General features: G+C 72.3%; 19 protein-coding genes. 8 read left to right on the top strand and 11 right to left on the bottom strand.

Annotated features, from left to right (window positions below; genetic code table 11):
• Positions 1-18 precede the first annotated feature (18 nt).
• The 7 genes from ABZ497_RS26150 to ABZ497_RS26120 all read left to right on the top strand — a co-directional run bounded on the left by ABZ497_RS26150 (position 19) and on the right by ABZ497_RS26120 (position 7,269).
• Complete coding sequence (locus ABZ497_RS26150; protein ID WP_359808689.1) at positions 19-1,602, top strand: FMN-binding glutamate synthase family protein; 1,584 nt, start codon at positions 19-21, stop codon at positions 1,600-1,602.
• 58 nt (positions 1,603-1,660) lie between these two features.
• Complete coding sequence (locus ABZ497_RS26145; RefSeq protein WP_359808687.1) at positions 1,661-3,394, top strand: thiamine pyrophosphate-dependent enzyme; 1,734 nt, start codon at positions 1,661-1,663, stop codon at positions 3,392-3,394.
• Positions 3,395-3,573: 179 nt separating this feature from the next.
• Positions 3,574-3,930 carry a PRC-barrel domain-containing protein gene (locus tag ABZ497_RS26140; RefSeq protein ID WP_359808686.1) on the top strand — a complete coding sequence of 119 codons (357 nt, stop codon included), beginning with the start codon at positions 3,574-3,576 and terminating at the stop codon, positions 3,928-3,930.
• Positions 3,931-4,303: 373 nt separating this feature from the next.
• Positions 4,304-5,053, top strand: coding sequence for a hypothetical protein (locus tag ABZ497_RS26135; RefSeq protein WP_359808684.1), 750 nt, complete (start codon positions 4,304-4,306; stop codon positions 5,051-5,053).
• 77 nt (positions 5,054-5,130) lie between these two features.
• Positions 5,131-5,700 carry a tyrosine-type recombinase/integrase gene (locus ABZ497_RS26130; protein WP_359808729.1) on the top strand — a complete coding sequence of 190 codons (570 nt, stop codon included), beginning with the start codon at positions 5,131-5,133 and terminating at the stop codon, positions 5,698-5,700.
• Positions 5,701-5,971: 271 nt separating this feature from the next.
• On the top strand, positions 5,972-6,097 hold the full coding sequence (locus ABZ497_RS26125; RefSeq protein ID WP_359808682.1) for a hypothetical protein: 126 nt from the start codon (positions 5,972-5,974) through the stop codon (positions 6,095-6,097).
• A gap of 2 nt (positions 6,098-6,099) precedes the next feature.
• On the top strand, positions 6,100-7,269 hold the full coding sequence (locus tag ABZ497_RS26120; RefSeq protein WP_359808681.1) for a methyltransferase domain-containing protein: 1,170 nt from the start codon (positions 6,100-6,102) through the stop codon (positions 7,267-7,269).
• A 353-nt stretch (positions 7,270-7,622) separates the two neighbouring features.
• Here the strand turns inward: ABZ497_RS26120 and ABZ497_RS26115 are convergent, their stop codons facing one another.
• The 10 genes from ABZ497_RS26115 to ABZ497_RS26070 form a co-directional block, all read right to left on the bottom strand.
• Entirely contained in the window at positions 7,623-8,093 is a 471-nt protein-coding gene (locus ABZ497_RS26115) for a hypothetical protein (protein ID WP_359808680.1), read from the bottom strand.
• A 550-nt stretch (positions 8,094-8,643) separates the two neighbouring features.
• The gene (locus ABZ497_RS26110) at positions 8,644-9,054 is read right to left on the bottom strand and encodes a hypothetical protein (protein ID WP_359808679.1); all 411 of its coding nucleotides are present in this window, start codon (positions 9,052-9,054) and stop codon (positions 8,644-8,646) included.
• Between the two features lie 228 nt (positions 9,055-9,282).
• Entirely contained in the window at positions 9,283-10,632 is a 1,350-nt protein-coding gene (locus ABZ497_RS26105) for an MFS transporter (RefSeq protein WP_359808677.1), read from the bottom strand.
• Positions 10,629-13,232, bottom strand: coding sequence for a methyltransferase, FxLD system (gene fxlM, locus ABZ497_RS26100; protein ID WP_359808676.1), 2,604 nt, complete (start codon positions 13,230-13,232; stop codon positions 10,629-10,631). The genes ABZ497_RS26105 and fxlM overlap by 4 nt, the downstream gene beginning before the upstream one ends.
• Entirely contained in the window at positions 13,229-15,166 is a 1,938-nt protein-coding gene (locus tag ABZ497_RS26095) for a phosphotransferase (RefSeq protein ID WP_359808675.1), read from the bottom strand. The genes fxlM and ABZ497_RS26095 overlap by 4 nt, the downstream gene beginning before the upstream one ends.
• Positions 15,163-15,498 carry a nucleotide pyrophosphohydrolase gene (locus tag ABZ497_RS26090; RefSeq protein WP_359808674.1) on the bottom strand — a complete coding sequence of 112 codons (336 nt, stop codon included), beginning with the start codon at positions 15,496-15,498 and terminating at the stop codon, positions 15,163-15,165. Before ABZ497_RS26090 ends, ABZ497_RS26095 begins: the two co-directional genes overlap by 4 nt.
• A gap of 14 nt (positions 15,499-15,512) precedes the next feature.
• A complete protein-coding gene (locus ABZ497_RS26085) occupies positions 15,513-15,986 on the bottom strand; it encodes a hypothetical protein (RefSeq protein ID WP_359808672.1) in 474 nt (157 codons plus the stop codon).
• A gap of 130 nt (positions 15,987-16,116) precedes the next feature.
• Positions 16,117-16,698 carry an NUDIX hydrolase gene (locus tag ABZ497_RS26080; RefSeq protein ID WP_359808670.1) on the bottom strand — a complete coding sequence of 194 codons (582 nt, stop codon included), beginning with the start codon at positions 16,696-16,698 and terminating at the stop codon, positions 16,117-16,119.
• Entirely contained in the window at positions 16,695-17,057 is a 363-nt protein-coding gene (locus tag ABZ497_RS26075; protein WP_359808669.1) for an NUDIX domain-containing protein, read from the bottom strand. The genes ABZ497_RS26080 and ABZ497_RS26075 overlap by 4 nt, the downstream gene beginning before the upstream one ends.
• Positions 17,058-17,168: 111 nt before the next feature.
• The gene (locus ABZ497_RS26070; RefSeq protein WP_359808668.1) at positions 17,169-18,869 is read right to left on the bottom strand and encodes an ATP-binding cassette domain-containing protein; all 1,701 of its coding nucleotides are present in this window, start codon (positions 18,867-18,869) and stop codon (positions 17,169-17,171) included.
• Positions 18,870-19,078: 209 nt separating this feature from the next.
• Between ABZ497_RS26070 and ABZ497_RS26065 the strand changes: the two genes are divergently transcribed.
• The gene (locus tag ABZ497_RS26065; protein WP_359808667.1) at positions 19,079-19,765 is read left to right on the top strand and encodes a DUF6199 family natural product biosynthesis protein; all 687 of its coding nucleotides are present in this window, start codon (positions 19,079-19,081) and stop codon (positions 19,763-19,765) included.
• Positions 19,766-19,992: 227 nt separating this feature from the next.
• Here the strand turns inward: ABZ497_RS26065 and ABZ497_RS26060 are convergent, their stop codons facing one another.
• Positions 19,993-20,967: a zinc-binding dehydrogenase gene (locus ABZ497_RS26060; protein WP_359808666.1), complete on the bottom strand. Its 975-nt coding sequence runs from the start codon at positions 20,965-20,967 to the stop codon at positions 19,993-19,995.
• Positions 20,968-21,056 lie beyond the last annotated feature (89 nt).

Raw genomic sequence — 21,056 nt, 5'->3', positions numbered from 1 at the left:
CCCGGGCAGACGGCGGTGGTGCTGAGAATTCTGTCCGTGGTCCTGATGATGTGCGTCGCCATCCTCGCCGTCCTCGCCGCCGGCCTCTGGTCGCCCTGGTGGTGGGCGGCGGCCGGCCCCTTGCTGGCCGTCGCGCTGCTGGGCGTCTGGGACCTGCTCCAACGCCGCCATTCGGTGCTGCGCAACTACCCGGTCCTGGGCCACCTGCGGTTCCTCATGGAGAGCATCCGTCCCGAACTCCAGCAGTACTTCGTGGAGCGCAACTTCGACGGGCGGCCCTTCGACCGGGACACCCGCTCCATCGTGTACGAGCGGGCCAAGGGCACCGACGCCGAGGAGCCGTTCGGCACCGAGCTCGACCTCTACGCGGCGGGCCGGGAGTTCCTGGTCCCGTCGATGGCCCCGTGTCCCGTCCCCAAGGACGCGCCGCGGGTGCGGATCGGCGGCCCGGACTGCACCCAGCCCTACGACATGGCGCTGCTCAACGTCTCCGCGATGTCCTTCGGTTCGCTGTCGGCCAACGCCGTGCTCGCTCTCAACACCGGTGCCGCCCTCGGCGGATTCGCGCACGACACCGGTGAGGGCGGGCTCTCCGAGTACCACCTCCGCCCCGGCGGCGACCTGGTGTGGGAGATCGGCACGGGCTACTTCGGCTGCCGCACCGAGGACGGGGACTTCGACCCGGACCAGTTCGCCGAGAAGGCGGCGCACCCGCACGTCAAGTGCGTGTCGCTGAAACTCAGCCAGGGGGCCAAGCCCGGTATCGGCGGTGTGCTGCCCGGCGCCAAGGTCAATGCGGAGATCGCCGAGGTGCGCGGCGTTCCACAGGGCCGGACCGTCAACTCGCCGCCCTACCACCGGGTCTTCAGCACTCCACGCGAGCTGGTGCGCTTCGTCGCGAGGATGCGCGAGCTGTCCGGTGGCAAGCCCACCGGCTTTAAGCTCTGCGTCGGCTCGCGCCGCCAGTTCCTCGCCGTCTGCAAGGCGATGCTGGAGGAAGGCACCACCCCGGATTTCATCATCGTGGACGGCGCGGAGGGCGGCACCGGCGCCGCACCACTGGAGTTCGCCGACAACATCGGCCTCCCGCTCACCGACGGCCTGATGATCGTCCAGAACGCCCTGGTGGGCACCGGCCTGCGCGAGCGGATCAGGATCGGCGCCAGCGGCAAGGTCGCCACCGGCAGCGACCTGGTGAGGCGGCTCGCGCTCGGCGCCGATTTCACCAACGCCGCCCGGGCGATGATGTTCGCCGTCGGCTGCATCCAGGCCCAGCGCTGCCACACCAACACCTGCCCGGTGGGCGTGGCCACCCAGGACCCGCGGCGTGCCCGGGCACTGGATGTCGGCGACAAGTCGCAGCGCGTGATGCGGTTCCAGGAGGCGACCGTCAAGAGCGCCCTTCAGATCATGGCCTCGATGGGCGTGACGGATCCGGCCGAGCTGGGCCCGCACATGCTGCAGCTGCGGGTGGACACCCACACCATGAGCTCCTACGCCGACATCCACTCCTGGCTGGCCCCCGGCGAACTGCTCCAGGACCCGCCCGCGGCCTGGGCCGCGGACTGGCACGCCGCCGATCCCGACCGCTTCACCGTCTGACCGCCCGCTCCCACCCTGCGCCCATCAGGGCGCTCCCACCCTCCGGAGGACCACCCCCATGGCACGCACCGTCGCCCGTGTGATCATCGACGCCCTGCAGGACCTCGGTGTGCGACACGTGTTCGGCGTCGTCGGCGATGCGCTGAACCCGCTGACCGACGCCATCCGCAGCACCGAGGGCGTGGAGTGGGTCGGCTGCCGCCACGAGGAGGCCGCCGCGTTCGCCGCCGGTGCCCAGTCGCAGCTGTCCGGCTCGCTGGGCGTCTGCATGGGCACCGTCGGGCCCGGCGCCGTGCACCTGCTGAACGGCCTGTACGACGCGGCGAAGAGCCGCACCCCGGTGCTGGCCATCGCCGGTCAGGTGCCCCTCACCGAGGTCGGCAACGACTACTTCCAGGAGGTCGACAACGACCTGCTCTTCCGCGACGTCGCGGTCTTCCGAGCCACGGTCACCTCGCCCGACCAGATGCCCCGGCTGCTGGAGTCCGCGGTGCGCGCCGCGATCAGCGACAGCGGCGTGGCCGTGCTGACCGTGCCCGGCGACCTCGGCGACCAGGAGATCAGCGACGACCGTCCGGCCCGCTTCCCGCGCACCCGCCCGGTCACCCGCCCGGACGAACCGGGCATCCTGGAGGCCGCCGAGCTGATCAACGCCGCCGACAAGGTCACCCTGCTGGTCGGCAGGGGTGCCCGACAGGCCCGTGAGGAGGTGCTGACCCTCGCCGAGCGGACCGCCGCGCCCATGGTCCTCACCCTGAAGGCGAAGGAGGGCTTCGAAGCGGACAACGACTACCAGGTCGGCCAGACCGGCCTGATCGGCAACCCCGCCGCCGCCCGGGCGCTGGACGGCTGCGACCTGCTGGTGATGCTCGGCACCGACTTCCCCTACCGGGACTGGTACCCGACCGACTGCAAGGTCGTCCAGATCGACGTCCAGGAGCGCAACCTCGGGCGCCGCATCCCACTCGACGCCGGTCTGGCCGGCGACGTCGGGGCGACCCTGCGCGCGCTCCTGCCCCACCTGAACGAGGGAGCGGGACGGGACCGCGAGCACCTGGAGTCCGCGCGCAAGGAGTTCACCCACTGGCAGGCCGGCCAGGCCAAGCTGGCCGACCCGTCCCACGACAAGCGCCTCACCGGCCGGCTGCGCCGGGCCCTCGACAACCCGGGCCACGACATCCGCCCCGAGGCCCTGGCCGCCGCGGTGAACGAACTGGCGGACCAGGACGCGGTCTTCACCTCCGACACCGGCATGGCGACGGTCTGGCTCTCCCGCTTCGTCACCATGCACGGCGAGCGGCGCCTGCTGGGCTCCTACAATCTCGGCTCGATGGCCAACGCCATGCCGCAGGCCCTCGGTGCCCAGCTCTGGGCGCCCGAGCGGCAGGTCATCGCGTTCTGCGGCGACGGCGGCCTGAGCATGCTGCTCGGCGACCTGATGACGATCAAGACGCACCGGCTGCCGGTCAAGCTGGTCGTCTTCGACAACCGGCGCCTCGGCATGGTCAAGCTCGAACAGGAACAGGCCGGCCTGGTCGAGTTCGGCACCGAGCTCGACAACCCCGACTTCGCCGCCGTGGCCAACGCCCTGGGCCTGACCGGCATCCGCGTCACCGACCCCGCCACCCTCCACGACAGCGTCCGGCGCGCCCTCAGCACCCCGGGCCCGGTCCTGCTCGACGTCCTCACCAACCCGCAGGAGCTGGCCGTTCCCGGCAAGCCCACCGCGCAACAGGGCTGGGGCTTCGCCATCGCCAAGCTCAAGGAGACCCTGCAGAGCAAGGAGAGCTGACGCCCCGGCACGGTGCCCCCGGAGCCGACCCGACAGAAGCGCGACCCGGAGCACCCGCGCGCCACCGCGCAGCGGTCGCTGAATGCCGAAACAGGTGCAAAAAGCCCCCACTCCCCGCGCATGAACCCGCCGAACCGGGTCAGACGAAGACCAAGTCCGCTGCTACGAAAGGTGATTCCGTGGAGAACATCATGTGGGAATACCAGGAGAACTCCGGCTACCAGACCGGCACGGACCTGACCGGCTACAAGGTCGAGGCCACCGACGGCCACATCGGCAAGGTCGACAAGCACTCCGAGGACGTGGACGCCCGCTACATCGTGGTGGACACCGGCCCGTGGATCTTCGGCAAGCACGTGCTGCTCCCCGCCGGCACCGTCACCTCGATCGACACCGCCAACGAGACCATCCACGTCAGCCGCACCAAGGAAGAGATCAAGAACTCCCCCGAGTTCGACAAGGACAAGCACCCCGGCGACGCCGACTACCACCAGCAGGTCGGCAACTACTACAACGGCAACCGGTCGAACTACTGACCATTGCCACACCCAGCGAGGCGGCCCGCACAGGACGACTGTGCGGGCCGCCTCGCGTGCTGCCGTGCTCGGCGGCCGGTCCTGACCTTGCCCGGGGACCACGCCCCCTGAGCAGCCCCGAGGAGCGAGCGCACCGCAGAAGTCGGACCAGGACCGGTTGTCGCGAACAGGGCCGGCAGGGCACCGGTCCGGTGCCCGACCCGTCCCACGAGGGCGCTGCGCAACGGCGCGGGGCCCCTCGTCCGAAGACGACGGGAGGCCGCTCCCGGCACGCGGCGACCACGCCGCACCGGTGACCGGCCGGCGCCGGGAGTGGACCTCTCGCGGCGGGGAATGCGCTGGTGACAGCCGCGCCGCACACGGAAGGCGGTTCATGGGCTCGGACAGGAAGACGCCCGACCACCGGGCGAGGGCGTTGCAGCGCTTGCCGCGCCGCGACCGCCGCGGCGAGGCCCGGCTGCCCGCGGTGCTCGCCACCCTGGCGGCCATGCTGCTCTACCTCGTCCTGCCGGAGCAACTGCTGTTCGTCCCGCGCTTCGTCCTGCCGGGCCTGGAACTGCTGCTCTTGATACCGCTGATCGCGGTCAACCCGCGCCGGATGACCCGGCAGAATCACTTCTCCCGGATCGTGTCGCTGACCCTGGTCGCTCTCATCGGCATCAGCAACCTCGTCTCGCTCGGCCTGCTGGTGCACGCCATGGTCACCGACAAGGCCCAGGAAGGCGGCCCCCTGCTGATCGCCGCGCTCCAGGTCTGGGCCACCGGCATCATCGTCTTCGGCCTGGCGTTCTGGGAGCTCGACCGCGGCGGCCCGGTGGCGCGCACCCAGGCGGCGCGCTCCGACCTGCCGCTGGCGGACTTCCGCTTCTCCCAGGACGAGAACGACGACGCCGTCGAGGAGGTCGCCGACGGCTCGTCCCGCACCAGCGACTGGGCGCCCACCCTGATGGACTACCTGTACGTCTCGGTCACCAACTCCACCGCCTTCAGCCCCACCGACACCATGCCGCTGTCCCCCCAGGCCAAGGCGCTGATGGCCATCGAGAGCATCGCCGCACTGCACAAGGTGGTGGTCGACCCTGACGCGGTGAAGCAGGCCCGCACCTACGCGAAGGACCTGTAGAAGGAGGCCGCCGGGAAGCTGGAGCCGGCCCGGGGACGCGGCAAGGCCCCGGCCATGACACTCGGTCCGCTCCAAGCATCGCCGCGACCTGTCCGGCGTCGGTGCGGGGCCGGCGGGACAAGACGGTCGTGCTGCTCGGCTTCGCGCTCGGCGCGCGCCGCCACGAACTCGCCTTCCTGCTGCTGGCGTCCGTCCGGTTCGAGGACGAGCGCGGCATGGTGGTCACCGTCGTGGTGTCCAAGACCGGCCCGCGCGAGGTGGCCGTCCCGTACGGCGAGAACCCGGACACCTGCCCGGTGCGCGCGGTGAAGGCCTGGATCGCCGACCTCGAGACCGCCGGCGCCGCCGACCCGGGCCTGCCGCTGTTCCGCTCGCTCCACGCCTCGGGCTCGATTCTCGGCGGGGTGACGCCCGAGACCGTCGGCGACTGGATCACCGCCGCCGGCCAGCGTGCCGGCGTCGCGGTCCGCTTCACCGGCCACTCGGTGCGCTCCGGCCTGGTCACCGCGGCCCGCCGCGCCGGCAAGGACGCCAAAGCCATCTCCGCCACCACCGGACACCGGCCCAACTCCTCCGTCCTGCACGGCTACATGCAGACCGAGGACCGTTGGCATGAGAAGGACAACGCCCTCGTCGGCCTGCTGTAGACGGTGCCCGGCAGAAACGGGACGCAGGAGCCTCATGCCGCCAGCCGGCAGTGGCCAGCGGGGTGTTGTGTCGGTGGCCGCCAGTGCGTTGTTCGGTAGGTCCCGAGAAGGCCTGAGCGGCCGCGGCAGGGCACTGCCGGGGCCGCTGCTTTCCCTGGGGCGCGCGCACGGCATCCGGCGCCCCTTGTGCGCTGCTGCGCCCCCTACCGTCTGCGTGGCGTAGCGGTCAGGATGGCCGGGTTGTCGTTCTGCGTGCGAAGGGGGATCCCTGGTGGGTAATCGGGAGAAGGACCAGCCGCTGAAGAAGGGCAAGGCGCCGCCCGGGAACGCGGACGGGAAGGTCGACAAGCCGGATCCGGGTAGTGAGGGGAAGCACCGGAAGCCGAAGCAGGACTGAGCGTGGACCTCGACCTCGTGAAGTGGCGGGCCGGCCTTGATGAGGCGATGGAGGCGCGTGGGGCCTGGCCCGAGCGGGCTCCGTGGCTGCGCGAGGCCGTGTCCGCTTTGCCGCGGGACTGGTTCGCGCCGGAGCGACTGTGGCGGTGGGACGGGGACGCGTACGTGGCGGTGGACCGGTCGGCCGATCCGCAGGGTTGGGCCGGCGAGCTGTACGGCGACCAGTCCGCGGCCGCGGTCACCCAGGTGAGCGAGGGGCTGGCGTCGTCCAGCCTGTCCGCGCAGGGCGTAGTGGTGGACATGCTGGACTCGCTGCTGCTGGAGCCCGGGCACCGGGTGTGGGACATCGGCGGTGGGCAGGGTTGGAACGCCGCGCTCGCCGCGCGGCGGGCCGGCCTCGGCCGGGTAGTGTCCACCGAGATCGACCCGGGGCTCGCCAAGTTCGCGCGGGCCCGGCTGGCGGCCGCCGGCCTGGACGTCGAGGTGCTGGTCGCCGACGCCACCGGCACGGCGCCGGATGGTGAACGGTTCGACCGGGTGATCGCCACCTACGCCGTCGAACGAGTACCCCCGGCGTGGGTGGAGGCGACCCGCCCGGGCGGGCGGATCGTCTACCCGTGGGGACGGCTGGGCCACGTCGCCCTCACGGTCGCCGACGATGGCCGCAGCGCGACGGGATGGGTGCAGGGCCTGGGCCAGTTCATGGCGGATCGGGCCGGGGCGGCGCCGCCGGTGGCCGGGTTCGCCGGGTACGCGGCGGTCCGTGGCGAGGGCCCGGCCGAGACCGAGCGGGTGGTGGAGCGGGATCTCGAGCCTCTTGAGGGGACCTGGGATCTCACGTTCGCGCTGCGGGTGGCGGTGCCGGACGCGGTGATCACCACCGGGCGGGACGAAGACGGGGTGAACGCCTGGGTCCACGACGGAGCCACCTCGTGGGCGGCGTTCGGCGCGGTGGGTGACGGCACGACCGTGCTGCACCAGGGCGGTGATCGGCGCATCGGTGACGAACTGATGGTCGCCTGGGCGACGTGGGACAGTCTGGGCCGGCCGGAGCCGTGCGACTACGGCATCACGGTGCGTCCGGACCGCCAGTTCGTGTGGTTGAAGGATCCGGTGGACGGCCCACGGTGGGCCGTCGGCGGGGCGGTGGCGGCCGGCGGGCCGGCTCGTTGAGCACGGTATGAGCAGCGTTCGTGCTGGTGGTGGTCTGGCTCGGGGTCTTGAACTGCGGGTGCCGGTGCGGTTGGCCGGGTCACGCGAGAAGGTGGAGCGGCGGGACGCGGACCACAGCTCTGCCTCCGCTGCACCCGCGGGCCGGCTGGTGCCTGGAGGAGGCCCCCGCCGGGGCCTGTCGGACACTGTGCCGCTCCGGGCGGCCGCGCGCGGTGCAAGATCCGGCGGCCGCGTTCACCGGATCAGGGGTACGCGCCGGCTTGGCCCCGACCTGCCCGGCTACTGTTCCGGAAACCCGCGCTCAAAGGCCCGCGGACCGTCCCGTACCAGTAGCGGGAGGCGGGAGGCGGGCGTCAGCCGCAACGGCGGCCAGCCTGCCGGCGGGCGCGCAGGAGCGCCGGACACCACATGGCGATGCCCGCCACCAACGGAGCCGCGAAGCCACCGGCCTCAGCAGTGGTGAAGACGGCCGTCAGCAGGGCGCCGTCGAAGGACAGCGGCGGCTCGCCGTGCTTGGCAATCATGCCGCCGTTCATGGCCGCGATCGCCGCCAGGCAGAGGGCCAGTCCCAGCCGGGTCCACAGAATAGGCAGCAGGAAGTGGAGGAGGGAAAGGAAGGCTGTGGAGAGGGCGAGGACCAGTGGCAGTCCGTTGACGAACACGACGCTCTCGCCCCGTCCGGCCAAGGCCTCGCGGGTGGCGATGAGCAGCATGGCGCCGCTGATCGCGGCGTAGCCGAGGAAGAGGACGGCGGCGGGCACCGCGAGCGCGGGATGCAGCCGCTCCTCGCGCATCGCCGGGTCGGCGGCGCTCTCCGCGGTCACAGGAGAGTAGATTCGGGACGTGCGGGCCGTTCGGTAGCAGTTCGCCGTGCGGACCAGCTGAGGGGGATCGGCATGGGAGCCATGCTCGCCCGCCGTGGCATCCCGGTCGCCGCAGCGGCGCCCTGGTTCACCCGAGGATGCGACGTACCTCTGGGCAGGGTTGACACCACAGGACGACCGGCCCGAAGGACGCCACCGCCGCGCTGTGGCCGGCGCCCGGACGTGCCGTCCGCCCCACGGAGCGGGCCTACGCCGCCAGGACCTGCCTGCGCGGACACCTCGAAGTCACCGACCGCCTCGGCGACGGCCGGCCACCGTTTCGCACCGCGGGCCTGCCGACCGGCGTGGCCGCCAGCACGAGCAAGGCTTCGCCCTACCGCGTACGGGCGGGCGGCCTCGTGGCCCGCATGGTCCAGTACTGGCAGGAGTCGCACGCCGTCGACATACCCGACCCAACGCACCTGATCCCTGGTCGGCCGCGCCGCCGCTGCTGCCGTAGAGCACGCCGGGGCGGGACGAATACGAGTCCGCCCCGCCTCGGCGCCACGGTCTACCGGCGCACACGTTCGCCGAGGTAGCCGCTGATCCGGTCGGCCTCGTACCGCATCATCTCCGCGAGCCGCTCTCCCGCCCACAGCAACAGGGTGAGGGTGAGCTCGCGGGCGTCCTCGACCTCCCGGCCGGTCCGCAGGTACCCGAGGAACGGCGGCACGAGTCGCACGCTCCGCTCGACCATGCCGGAGCCATCGGGGCCGGTCTGGAGGCTGTCGGCCAGGACGACGAGGATGTCCAGCGCGGTCGGGCCCGCCGGGTGCTCGTGCCGCTGCGCCTGGTGGACCGGGTCGCGCTGTTCGAGCAGCCACTGGTGGACGCGGGTCCAGTCAAGGGCGCAGACCTGAGCGAGGTAGCTGCACTGTTCGGCGGCGAGCCACTCGGCGAGCAGCAGAGCGTCTTCGCGCAATGTGCCAGCCGCCTGCCAGTCTTCCAGCGCGGCAGTGAGGTCCTGGTAGATCGTCCAGTTCGGCGGCGGCGCGTCCTTACCGTGGTGGGCGGCCTCGTCGAGCGCGACGGTCCGAAGCAGTTCGAAGGCGAGGGTGCGCGGGTCGGGGCCCGGTGGTGGTCTCAGGCACCGTGGCCTCCTACAGCGGGGGTGCGGGTGTCGGCGTCGCGGTAAGGCACGGCCGCCGGGTCAGGGTCGACGGGGGATGCTCAGGGTCGGACCGCGGTCAAGGGCATGAGGGCCGGGCTTGGGTCCCCCCTCACGGGCAGGCGGCACGACTGCGGTCGCGGGCGGAAGGGGCATGCTGCGTAGGGTTCGGACGGGTGAGGCCAGCAGCAGGGCGACCGGCACGATTTGGAGTACCGCGCCGATGGTGAGGGTCGTCCGTACGTCGAGGAGGGCGACGAGGATGCCGGCGGTCGCGGCGGCGAGCGGCCGTGCGCCGGCCGTCACCGTGGTGCTCGCCGCCTGCATCCGGCCCTGGAAGCGCGGGTCGCACAGCGCCTGGCGCAGGGAGCGCTGGCTGGTGCCGGCCGCGGTGGCCCAGAACAGCTGCACGGCGAGCGCCGTGGCCAGGGCGATCTGCCAGCCGGGGCCGGGCCGGGCGAGGAGCAGGGGCACCTGTGCGAGGGGGCTGACTGCGAATCCGGAGATGATGGTCGCGCCGAGGCCGATCCGGTCTGCGATTCTCGGGGCGAGGAGCGCGCCGGCCAGGCTTCCGGCACCGCCGGCTCCCATGATCACGCCGAATGCGGTCGGGGAGATAGCGAGGGCGGTCAGAAGGTAGTAAGCCCAGTACGTGTTCATGACCGCCAGGCCGAAGCTCAGTGTGGACAGGGCAGCGATCACCGTGCGGATCGTGGGCTGCCCGAGGACGTAGCGCACCCCGTCGGCGATGTCCCGTGCAAGGCCGCGTCGCCCTGCGGGCCGCCCGTCGTTCTGTTCGGGTACGCGGATTCGCCAGAAGAGCAGTGCGGAGAGGAGGAAGGACACGGCGTCGGCGAGGACCGACCGGGCGGGGCCGAAGGCGCCCACCAGCGCGGCGCCGGCGTTGCTGCCGGCGCTGTCGGCCACCGACGACGCGGCGCCGAGCCTGGAGTTGGCGTTCTGCAGCTGGTGCGGTTCGACGAGGGCGGGCAACAGGCTGATCGCTGCGGCGTCGTGCACCGTCTTGGTGATGCCGAGGACGATCGTGACCGCGTAGAGGTGGCCGATGGTGAGCACACCCGTCAGCGCGGAGGCCGGGATGGTCACCAGGGCGGTGGCCGCGGCGAGGTCCGAGGCGATCAGCTGGGGCCGCTTCGCGCGGCGGTCCGACACGGCGCCGGCCCACAGTGCGAGTGTGCTGGGGAGCTGGCCGAGGAACGCCAGGACGGCGACCTGGGCGGTGCTCGCGTGGAGGTCCAGCACGGCAAGGGCGGGGAGAGCGACGGAACTCACCGCTGATCCGGACAGGCTCGCGGCCTCGCTGCCCAGGAGATACCGGAAGGGCCGGCTCGCCCACGCCGTGGTCCGCGGCGCCCGAGCAGCCGTCGTCATCTGCTCCCACCACCGGATGCCCGGTCCGAGGCGATGACGTCGGAGCACCGGACGTCGGCCGGACGCGAGGGCGTGGGCCGGGCTTCGAAGAAGCCGGTCCGCGGCTCCGAGCGGAACGGCCTGGGAGGGGAAGGCCCCCTGCGAGCCGCACTGTGATCGGTGCGCCGACAGCCCGAGTCTCTGCGGGCGGGACAACGGGGCGCTGCGTGCCGGGAGCGCCGGACCCCGGTCATGACGCCGTCCTGGTGGTCGGCGCGTCCGTCCGTCTCGAAGGGGCGTTGAGTGACGTCGGGTCCGGGCCACTGGAACACCAGGCGGGTCATCCTCTTGGTCAGGACGTCGCCGACGGGGAGGTGGTCGCCGGACGCGCTGGCGGGGTGGATCGTCAGCCGGGGGTACCCGCGGCCCCGTACGTGGCGGTCCCACGCGCGGACGGCGTCGGCGAGTTGCTCGGCGAGCTCAGGGCCCAGGGGGCCGAAGGCGTGGGCGATTAACTCGGCCCCGTCCTCGGCGGCCGGGGTGTGGGTGAGGTAGGCGAGTGAGGCGGCGCCGAGCAGCGCGGCCGCGTCTGCGCCACGCGGAACGGCGGCGATCCCGGTGCCGCGCTCACGGCCGAGTGCGAGACGGCAGAATCCGGGCAGACGGGTCGCGAGGTAGAGCTGCAGCGTCTCGAACGACTCGCCGCGGGCGACCCGCACTCCGGTGGACACCTCGTGCCGCACCCCGAGCAACGCCTCGTCAAGACCCTGGATGTCGCGAGACGGGCCGTCCTCGAAACGCAGCCGCAACTCGCCGCCGGCGAGGTCGGCGACCGGGGTGGCGCGGCCCATCGACCCGAGGTCGCGAACGAAGCCGCAGTAGGTCCAGTCCCGTGCCCACAGCACGTCGCCGTGCCGTTGGAGGGCGATGGCGCGGGTGTAGCCGTGGACCTCGAGCGGAACCACCAGGTGGCCGCCCTCGGCGAGTTGCTCGCGCCACGCCGGGGCGATGTCCCAGACGTTGTGGGTGACCACGATGGCGTCGAAGCCTCCGCGCGGCACGTGCCGGGCGGGCGCGCCCAGTGCCCCGTCGCCCTGGAGGGCCAGGACCCGGCCGCTGCCCGCCTCCGCGGTGAACCTCCGGGTCCGGTTCACGACGTAAGGGTCGATATCGATGGTAATCACCTGCCCGGCCTCGCCGACGACATGCGCGATCAGCTCCGCGTTGTACCCGCCGCTTCCGACCTCAAGTACGGCGGCGCCGGGCTCCAGCCGAAGCTTCTCGATCATGTCGGCCTGCAGCCACACCGCGGACACCGAGCTGGTCACTCGCCCGGTCTCGTCCCGGCGGGTGACGACGGCCAGGTCGTCGTCGTAGGCGGTAGCCAGGTCCTTCTCCGGCGCGAACCGATGCCGGGGCACCGTGCGCAGCGCGCCCTGTACCGCGGCGGAGGGCGCCCAACCGGCCGCGATCACGGCGTCCGCCATCCGCTGGCGCAGCCGGACAGCCTCGGCGGGCTCCCCGGGGACGGATGGCTGGTCGGCGGCGGTCGGGTAGGCGTGGATCGTCGGCAGGTCGGGGATGACGCCGGGCCAGATCGCGTTCAGGGCGTGCGCGGTCGGGGCGAACACGTCGCCGAGGCAGGCCAGGGCGTGGAGGTCGTGCCATTCCCATCGGTCGAAGAGCTGGTCCTCCGGGTTCGTCAGAGTCCCGCTCCAGGTGCGGACACGGACGACGGCGGTCAGCCGTGGAATGCCGTGGGAGTCGTCGGTGAGCATGGTCACCACCGTGGTGTCGGCGGTGGTGGCGACAAGCCCGGTCTCCTCGGCAAGTTCCCGGCATGCCGCTTCCTCGAAGCTCTCCACCCCGGTGGTCTTCCCGGCGGGCAGTTCCCACATGTTCCCGCGGGAGTGGCCCAGGAGGACCCGGCCGGCGTCGTCGGTGACGACCACCACGGCTCCGGTGAGGGCGTGGCCGGTGGTCGGGCCCTTCTCCACCGCCCTGGTGTCGATGTGGCAGGGGCCGCGCAGGACGAGGACCGCGAGGTCGTCCGCGGCCAACCGCCGCGTTTCCTTCCACCCGGCGGTGAGCAGGCTGATCTCGTCCTCGTCGAGGGCGATCGCCCGCTTGTCGGCTGGGGTGTGCTCGACCACGGGAGTGATCACCACGAGCGTGCCGCCGGGCCGCAGCCGCTCCCCGAGAGCGTGCAGCACCCGGGTCCGGTCGCCCAGGAACGGGTACATCAGCCGCAGTGTGATGAGGTCATAGCCGTCGCCGTTCAGCTGCGCCGGGTCGTCGCGCTCGATGTCCAGCCGCAGCCACCGCACCCCGTCGATGTGGCCGTGCTCGGCCCGGGCCCGCTCCACCGCGCCGGCGGCGAAGTCCACGGCGTCCACCGTGTAGCCCAGACCCGCGAGATGGACGGCCAACTCCCCGGTGCGGCAGCCGACGTCGAGCGCTCGCCCACCACCGTCGGGCGCCGGGGTGTGCTCGGCCAACAGCGCCCGCTCGCGCTCCCCCGGCGGCCGGAACCCCCGGCCGCCGGCGTAGTGCTCCTCCCAGCTCTCGACGGCATACGCCACGTACTGCTCCTCTGCTCGGTGGGTGGTGTGGGTGGTCACGGGCGGTGGGTGGCGCGCATCCGGGCCAGGGTCCGGCGGCCTCGTTCCAGCAGTTCGGGGTCTTCGTTGGCAGCTCCGTACTGGATGCCGGAGACGGCGTCGAGGACTTGGTGGACGGCGAGGTGCTCCTCCTCGGTCTCCGAGAGCTGCCTGCCGTAGCCGGCCATCACGGCCTCGCAGAGGTCCGGCCGGCCGACCCAGGCGTCGGACAGGCGCACGAAGTCCCGCACCGCCGAGCCCGGTTCGGCACGCTCGAAGTCGATGACGTACAGGCTTCCGGTCACCTCGTCCCACCGGAGGTTCCGCAGTTGGAAGTCGCCGTGGGTCGGCACCAGGTCGAGGACGGAGAGCTGTTCGGCCCGCTTGGCCATGGCACGGATGTAGTCCTCGTCGCCGGGTGCGAGGTGGTCGCGGGCGCCGGCCAGGTGCCGCTCCAGCTTCTCCAGTGCCACCGGCGGCCCGTCACCCGGCCGCGCGGGCGCGCTGCGGTGGATCGCGGCGGCGAGCGCCCCGATCCGGTGAAAGATTCGTCGCTGCCGCTCGGGCGAGTGGCCGGCGCCGTGCAGGGAATGGCCCGGCACCGCGCTGATGACGATCGCCCGACGGCCCGGGTCGGCGGCCACCAGCCGGGGCGCGGCCGGGCCCAAAGCCGGTACCCAGGTCCGGTACGCCTCGACCTCACGGCCGTGGAAGCGGGCGTTCCGGTGGACCTTCACGAACCACTCGCCGCCCTCGGTGCCGCGAGCGTGCCACACGCGGCTGCGCTCCCGGGCCCAGGAGGCGTCCGTCCAGGCGCTGACGCGCCCGATCGCCTGTTCGGTGAACTCCCGCACCTCCCGGTCCGGTGCGTCCGGGGCCGCGCCGGTTGAGGGAACCGGGTGAAGGCGGTCCGCCGCGGGGTCGAAGGCGATCGGGTCGCCGGGCTGCTGGAAGTGGACGGCGAACCGGTGGCCGACCCGGTAGGCGTCCAACCCGGCCCGGCAATACGCCACCAGCGGGGACGGCAGGTCGGCCAGCGGGTACCAGCCCATCGCGTCGCACACGGCCGGCTCCATGATGCGGGGTTCGCCCCGCCAGTGCCGGACCTCGAAGAAGAACCCGATCCGGGCCCCTCCCGCCGGGCTTCGGTGGTGCACAGTGACGGCGTGGCGGACATCGGCCGGGTCGATGTCGACGCCGGTCTCCTCCTTGGCTTCGCGGATCAGCGCCTGAACGGCGTCCTCGTGAGGTCCGTCGTGGTGCCCGCTCGGCAGGTGCACAAGGCCTGACGCGTAGACCTGCCCGGCGCGGCGGGAGAGCAGCACCTCGGGGCTGGCGGCGCCGTCCCGGCGCAGGATGAGGTGGACGTCGACGGGTTCCTCGTGGCGGGGCGGAACCGACGAGGACCGCTCCGTGAGCACCGGGACAGGCTCCTCACCGGGCGGACCGGCGTGTCGCTCCGCTCCCGACGAGAGCGCGGCCGTCAGCTGCCCGGCGATCCGGGCGGTCTCCTCGGCCGGCACCTCGAGCAGCCCGGCGCTCTGCCAGAGCAGGGCGGCCGTCTGCTGCCGGTTGTACGGCACACCGGGCGGCAGCGCGGCCACGTGGATGTGGACATGGCTGTTGCCGCTCCTCGAGCCGAGGCTCTGCAGGTAGATCCGCTCGGTCGGCACGGCCTGCTTGAGCGCCGCCCCGGCGCGGTGGACGACCTGCCAGAGCTCAGCGGACTCCTCACCGGTGAAGTCGCCGATCACGTCCTCCCGGTGCTGGACCGGGGCGACCAGCAGCTTACCGAGCAGGGTCGGGTACCGGTCCAGGAACACCACGTGATGCTCGTCCCGGTAGACGATCTCGTGGCGGAACTCCTCGTCGCCGGCCAGCATCCGGCAGATGAAGCACGGACCGGCCTGGGACCGCTGTGCGTACGCCCGTTCGTCGAACTCGATTCGCTTCACCGCGGCTCCTCCTCATTCAGTTCACCGGTAATGGACTCCTCCAGCTGCGCCATGGTGGTGACGAAAGCGGCCTCGAGGTCGACGCCGTACAGCTCGGCGATCACGACGACGGACCACAGGCAGTCCGCGAGCTCGTGCCCGAGGTCGCGCCCTGCGGGCACCGGGCGGATCCCGTCGGCGGCCTGGGCAAGCTTCGCCAGGTCTCCGACATCTCCCGTGAAGCCGAGGACGAAGTCCTGTCGGGTCCACGTGCGGCCGCGCTGCGCCGCGTTCAGCCGGTCGTACAGGTCGTGGATGCTCATCGCCCGGCGGGCGATCTCGCTGAGTTCCACCGGTCAGCCTCCGATCAGGCGCGGGTCGTGCTCCATGTACGGCGGTACCGGGCGGCGGACGTGCCGATCTCGGGCGGCACTGGGCTGCTGGCGACCGAGATCTTCTGCCCCGGGGCGTAGTTGCGGGAGTCCGGCTGCCGCCTCAGCGCGCCCGGTCGATCCGGCCGGCCGTGGCGGTGCGGGCCGCAGACCGCGGACGCGGTCACCGGCCGGCCCGGACCAGGTCGAGGATCTCCGGGGTGGGCCCGCACGTCGCCGAAGGACCGGTAGAGGGTCCGCGGCGCGGCGTTGTGGACCTCGTTGCTTCCGTCGGCGACCACGATCACCGCGACCTCGGGCCCATAGAACTCCTGGCGGGCAGAGGTCGGCTTACCGTCGTCCGGCAGTACCCAGGACACCACACCGCCGGCCCGGCGCAGGGCAACGGCCAGCGCCTCGATCTGCGGGATGATGCCGCGCTCGTATGGCCCGTCGAAGAACGGCACCATGTCGACCACCACCAGCGCGGTGCGGGCCGGGTCGAGCCGGGTGTAGGCGTTCCGAGGGCCCCGGCGCCGCTCCTGGCGGGCGTACTCGCGCCGCGGGAGGCCGGCGCCTGAGTTGCCAGCGGTTGGGCGCTCACGCGCGCCCCGTCGCACCGACGGCCTGGGCGGCCATCAGGACCGACACCACCGCTCCGGACAGCAGGAGCCGGCCGTCCATCGCGGCGGCCACCGCCTCCTTGAGCGGCCACCACTCCAGGGTCATGCCCGTCTCGGTTCCGGTCAGCTCCTGCTCACCGACCGTCAGGTCCCGGGCGAGGAACATGTGCAGATGAGCGGTGCTTTTGGCCATCAGTGCGATCCGGCCGAGCGGGCTCCACGTGACGGCGGTGATGCCGGACTCCTCCTTCAACTCGCGGCGGGCGCCCTCCAACGGGTCCTCCCCCGGGTCCAGCTTTCCGCCGGGCGGGGTGAGGACCTCGCCGTGGACGTAGGAGCGGTAGCGGACCATGGCGATCCGGCCCTGGTCGTCCACGGCGACCGTCAATGCCCCGTCGACGCTGGCCTGATGGAACTCGAAGAAGTCGTCGCTACCGTCCGGCTGGGTCACCGTGTCGCGCTGGATCAGGTAGGAGCTGGTGTCCAGCAGGGTCTCGCGGTCGTGATGCTGCCACGGCTTCGGCACGGCCGGCTGGCGGGTGACGGTCGGTGCGCTCACGGGCGGGCTCCTTCGGACGGGCTGCTGGTGAGCAGCGGGAGGTGGTGCTGCAGGTAGGGCGGGCCGTGGAGGTCGAGGACTTCGGTCAGGGGGACCGTGCGCTGGGCCTGGCCCTGATCGCCGAGTTGAAGGTCGTTCTTGGAGCCGTTCCAGACGGCGTGCACGATGCGGGTGAGCGGGAGGCCGAGGCCAGGGTGGGGGTCGGGGAGGGTCCGCAGCCTGGTGATGCTCATCTCGATGCCGGCCTCCTCGCGGACCCCTCGCGCCGCGCTCTCCTTGGCGCTCTCGTCGCTCTCGCGCCAGCCGCCGGGCGGAGTCTCCAGTGGTGGGCGCGGGCGTCTGGTAACGGCCCGGGTCATGCGACACCCTCCCGTTCATCACGATCGGTATCCGGTCAAGTCCATTGAGTGACTCTGGCAGAGGGGACTGACAGCCGCCCCGGGCCGCGGTCCGGCACCGCTACCGGGTGGTCACCGGCCGGTCCGCTCGGCCGGTTCGATTGGGGGGCGCGGGCCGGGGAGCTCGGTGGCGTACTGCTGCGCCTGGAGGAGGTAGGCGGTGCGGTAGCTGCCCGCGCCCGCCTGGTCGGCGTCGGCGGTCATGAGTTCCTCGTGGGTGCCCTGTTCCACGAGGCGGCCGTCCTTGAGGACGTAGATGAGGTCGGCGGAGGCGCTGGCGGCCAGGCGGTGGGTGATCAGCAGCACGGTCGCTCCCTGGCCGGCCAGGCGCCGCAGGTTGTCGAAGGCCCGCACCTCGGCGGCCGGATCGAGCGCGCTGGTCGGCTCGTCGGCGATGACCAGGAACGGACGCCGGCCGTCGGCGCCGGCCGTGGTCGCCCGCAGGTAGGTGCGGGCCGTGCCGATCCGCTGCCACTGGCCGCCGGAGAAGTCGACCCCGCCTTCGAAGCCCTTCGCCGCCAGGGTGTCCCAGCCCCGGTCCTGCATCTGCAGCAGGGCCTCCATTCCGGCGAACTCGGCCGCTTCGGCGAGGGCGCGGGCGTCGTCGTGGTGGCTGGGCCGGCCGGTGGTGACGACCGCCCGCAGGGTGAGAGGCCAGTGGAAGAAATCCTGCGGGAGCAGCACGGTGGAGGCGAAGAGCTGCGCGCGGTCCGCGGTCGCGGTGTCGACGTCGTCCCAGCGGATGGTGCCGCTGTCGGGCTGGTACAGCCCGCAGAGGAGTCGGGCCAGGGTGGACTTGCCGGCGCCGTTCTCCCCGGCCAGGGCCACGATCCGGCCCGTCGGCACGGTGAGGGTGATCTTGTCGAGCGACGGCGCGCTGCGGCCGGCGTAGGTGAACGTGACGTTCTCCACGTGGAGGGCGTCGGGGCGCTCGGGCAGGTCGGTGCCGCCGGTGGGGATGGCCCGGGCGTCGGCCTCGGTGGTGAGCGTCTGCAGGTCCCCGACGTAAAGCGCTTCCTCGAAGAGCGCGTTGACGCTGCTGAGCAGGCCGGCGACGTTCGCGGCGCCGGTGCGCACCGCGACGACGGCGGTGCCGGCGGTGCCGGCGGCGGCGAGCGCCAGGTGCCCGGTGGAGACCAGCAGGCCGAGCAGGCCGAAGGTGGCGGCGAGGGCGAGACCGGAGGCAGCCGAGGCGGCGATCTTGGTGCGGGCGGCGGCCGCGGCCAGGCGGGCCTGCTCCGCGTCCGAGGCGAGGGCCATCTGTTCGAAGTGGTGCAGCAGGAAGGTGCCGGCGGCATGCACTCTGATCTCGGCGGCCGTGTAGGTCTGGGTGAGCAGCTGCGCGATGAGCTGGGAGGCCCGCAGGTGCTGGAGCCAGGCCATCACCGAGGTTCGCCGGCGTCTGGCGGTGATGGCCGCGCCCCACCCGCGGGGGGCCGCGATCAGCACGAGCAGCGGCAGCAGCAGTGGGGACAGGGTGAGCAGTACGCCGCCGGTGGCGGCCATGGAGAGGAGAGCGCTGAGCACCGAGACCGACTCGCTGGTCAGCCGGTGGACCGAGTTGATCCCGAACCTGGCTGACTCCAGCAGGCGGTTGAACGTCGGGTCCTCCATCGCGGCCATCTCCACCCGCTGGGCCCGGTCCAGCAGGGTGAGGGGCTGCTGCCGGACGGTCCGCTCACGGTCTCGATCGTGCCGTCCGTCCCGCAGCCGGCGCCGGGCGCGCCCGAGGGTGCCGAGGCCGCCCCGAGAGCGCCCACGGCCGGGCCGCACCCCAGCTTCGGGAACGTCAGCCTCACCAGCATCTGACAGCTGTCCGGCCGACGTTGCGGGTCGATAGGCTCCCCTTCGCCTGAAGGGGTGAGCGCAGTGGTGATGGCTCGCGAGACCGCCGTGGCGATGGTGCAGAAGGCCATGGCCGCGGACTACGCCACCGACGCCGAACTTGCCCGGGCCTTGGCGGCGTTGGACAGGGCTTTCGGATGCCCAAGCGGCTCTGTCAGCGACTTGGTCTTCTGGCCGAAGGGACCGGCACCAACGGCTGCGGAGGTTGTCGATCAGGCTCTGGAGTGCCGGCCCTTTGCACTCTGAGGACGGTCTTGGGCTCGACGCCGGACGACCACGGCTGCTGCGCCGCGGAACATCCTCCGCCTCCCCGGGCGCCGGCCGCCCGTGCCCGCTGGTCACCGGTCCGCCGAGGGGCACCCGTCGGTCCCGGCGCCTCGCGCACCCGACGACCGCACCGTGCCCCGGAGGAAGCTCCTACCGGCTCATCGGGTCCGTTCTGCCCACGCAGAACGGACCCGATGAGCCGGCGCCCGCCGCCACGGCGATCATCGCCGGTAGTCGGCGGTGCCTTTCGGACTCCCCGTTTCATGCGAGGCCCTCAGGGCAGGCGTCGTATGAGAGAGCGTCAGATGAGAGGGCGCCCACAGCGGCCTACGAGGGGGACGGATGTTCATCGTGGTGGCGTGCTTGGTGTTCGCCATGGGGCTTGTTCTGGTACTGCGGCCCCAGCTCGTGTGGGGGTGAACCGGCGGCTCCAGCGAGGGTGGGTGAAGGACCCCGATGGCGCGGAGCCCACGCGCAGGGGTTACACGATGCAGCGCGTGGTCGGGATCGTGTTCCTCGCTGTTGCCGTATGGATCCTCATCTCCCACCTGAGGTGAGCCCCTGGAGAGCGGGGGTGGCCAGGGGTGGGCGTCAGCGTGCGTGCAGCCTGCCGGGGTGGCCACCAAGGTGGCCCCGAGGAGGCCTGACCTCGACAGCGGCAGCCGGATGCGCCGCCCAGCCGCTGCACGCTCCGGGAATGCGTGCCCTGTAGCCAACTTCGACGCTCACCCCTGCGCGGCACGCTGGTGCACCAGTAGAACCCACGTCACCGGGCGGCGGTGCGTCACGGTGTCAGGACGACCCGCCCGAAGACCTCGCCGGCATCCATCAGCCGGTGGGCGTCTGCCGCAGCTTCGAGTGGGAGGACGGCATGGACGACGGCGCTGAGGTCACCTCGCACCGCGGCCTCCAACTGGTCGGCGCGTATCCGGGCCAGGTCAGCTCGCGGCACCGTGTCCAGACTGAAGGTCGCGATCGACAGCGACTGCCGAAACCGGCTCAGCAGCGCCGACCCGAAGTCCGCCGGAGGCGGCCCGGCGACGAGGCCGACCAGCACGAGCCGACCACGAGGTGCGAGCCGCGCGAGGAACGAGGGCAGCGCCGGCCCGGAGACGATGTCGACGATCACATCGAAGCCGGCCGGCTCGGGACCACGCGTACTGTTCCCGTCACGGTCGAGCACGTGTGTCGCGCCGTACTCCATCAACCGCTCGCCCCGCTCCGCTGACGACGTGGTCACCGCGACTGCCCGTGCACCGGCCCGGGCCGCGATCTCGACGGCTGCGATGCCGATGCTGCCGGCCGCGCCACGTACCAGCACGGTCTCGCCCTCGGCGAAGTGCGCCTGCTGCAGGGCGAAGTGCGCCACCGGGGCGGCGCTGCCGAGTGTCACCGCATCGACGGGCGTCAGGCCGGCGGGCAGCGGCGTGACGTTCGCGATCCGCGCGACCGCGTACTCGGCGTAGCCGCCGGAGAGGCCGGTGAACGCCCAGACGCGTCGGTTGAGCCATGACGCCTCGACACCCGCTCCCACGGCCGCGACCGTCCCGGCCACCTCACTTCCCGGCACCAGACCGTCGCGAGGCATGGCCGGGCCGAGCGCGCCCAGCGTGCCGCGCCGGATCACCGCGTCGACTCCACCGACCCCGATCGCCGCGGTCCGGATGACGACCTCACCTGCGCTCGGGCTGGGGACGGGGACATCGACGACCTCCATGCCGTTCGGGCCGCCGAAAGTACGGATCGAGACTGCTCGCATGCATCGCTCCTGACTGGTTCGGGCAGGTTGGCTCCCGTACGATCGAACGTAACGGACGGATGCGTCCACTTGCTGTTGTGAGAGAGATC

Origin of the sequence: Kitasatospora sp. NPDC005751 (genome assembly GCF_040630835.1) — a bacterium.
In the GTDB taxonomy this organism is placed as follows: domain Bacteria; phylum Actinomycetota; class Actinomycetes; order Streptomycetales; family Streptomycetaceae; genus Kitasatospora.
This window is presented reverse-complemented; position numbering and strand designations above follow the sequence as displayed.

Bases quoted from the DNA above. Each gene is read 5' to 3' on its own strand.
- ABZ497_RS26085 (WP_359808672.1), bottom strand. From the start codon at position 15,986: ATGGTGCCGTTCTTCGACGGGCCATACGAGCGCGGCATCATCCCGCAG.
- ABZ497_RS26065 (WP_359808667.1), top strand. From the start codon at position 19,079: ATGCCCAAGCGGCTCTGTCAGCGACTTGGTCTTCTGGCCGAAGGGACC.
- ABZ497_RS26105 (WP_359808677.1), bottom strand. From the start codon at position 10,632: ATGACGACGGCTGCTCGGGCGCCGCGGACCACGGCGTGGGCGAGCCGG.
- ABZ497_RS26145 (WP_359808687.1), top strand. From the start codon at position 1,661: ATGGCACGCACCGTCGCCCGTGTGATCATCGACGCCCTGCAGGACCTC.
- ABZ497_RS26060 (WP_359808666.1), bottom strand. From the start codon at position 20,967: ATGCGAGCAGTCTCGATCCGTACTTTCGGCGGCCCGAACGGCATGGAG.
- ABZ497_RS26135 (WP_359808684.1), top strand. From the start codon at position 4,304: ATGGGCTCGGACAGGAAGACGCCCGACCACCGGGCGAGGGCGTTGCAG.
- ABZ497_RS26075 (WP_359808669.1), bottom strand. From the start codon at position 17,057: ATGACCCGGGCCGTTACCAGACGCCCGCGCCCACCACTGGAGACTCCG.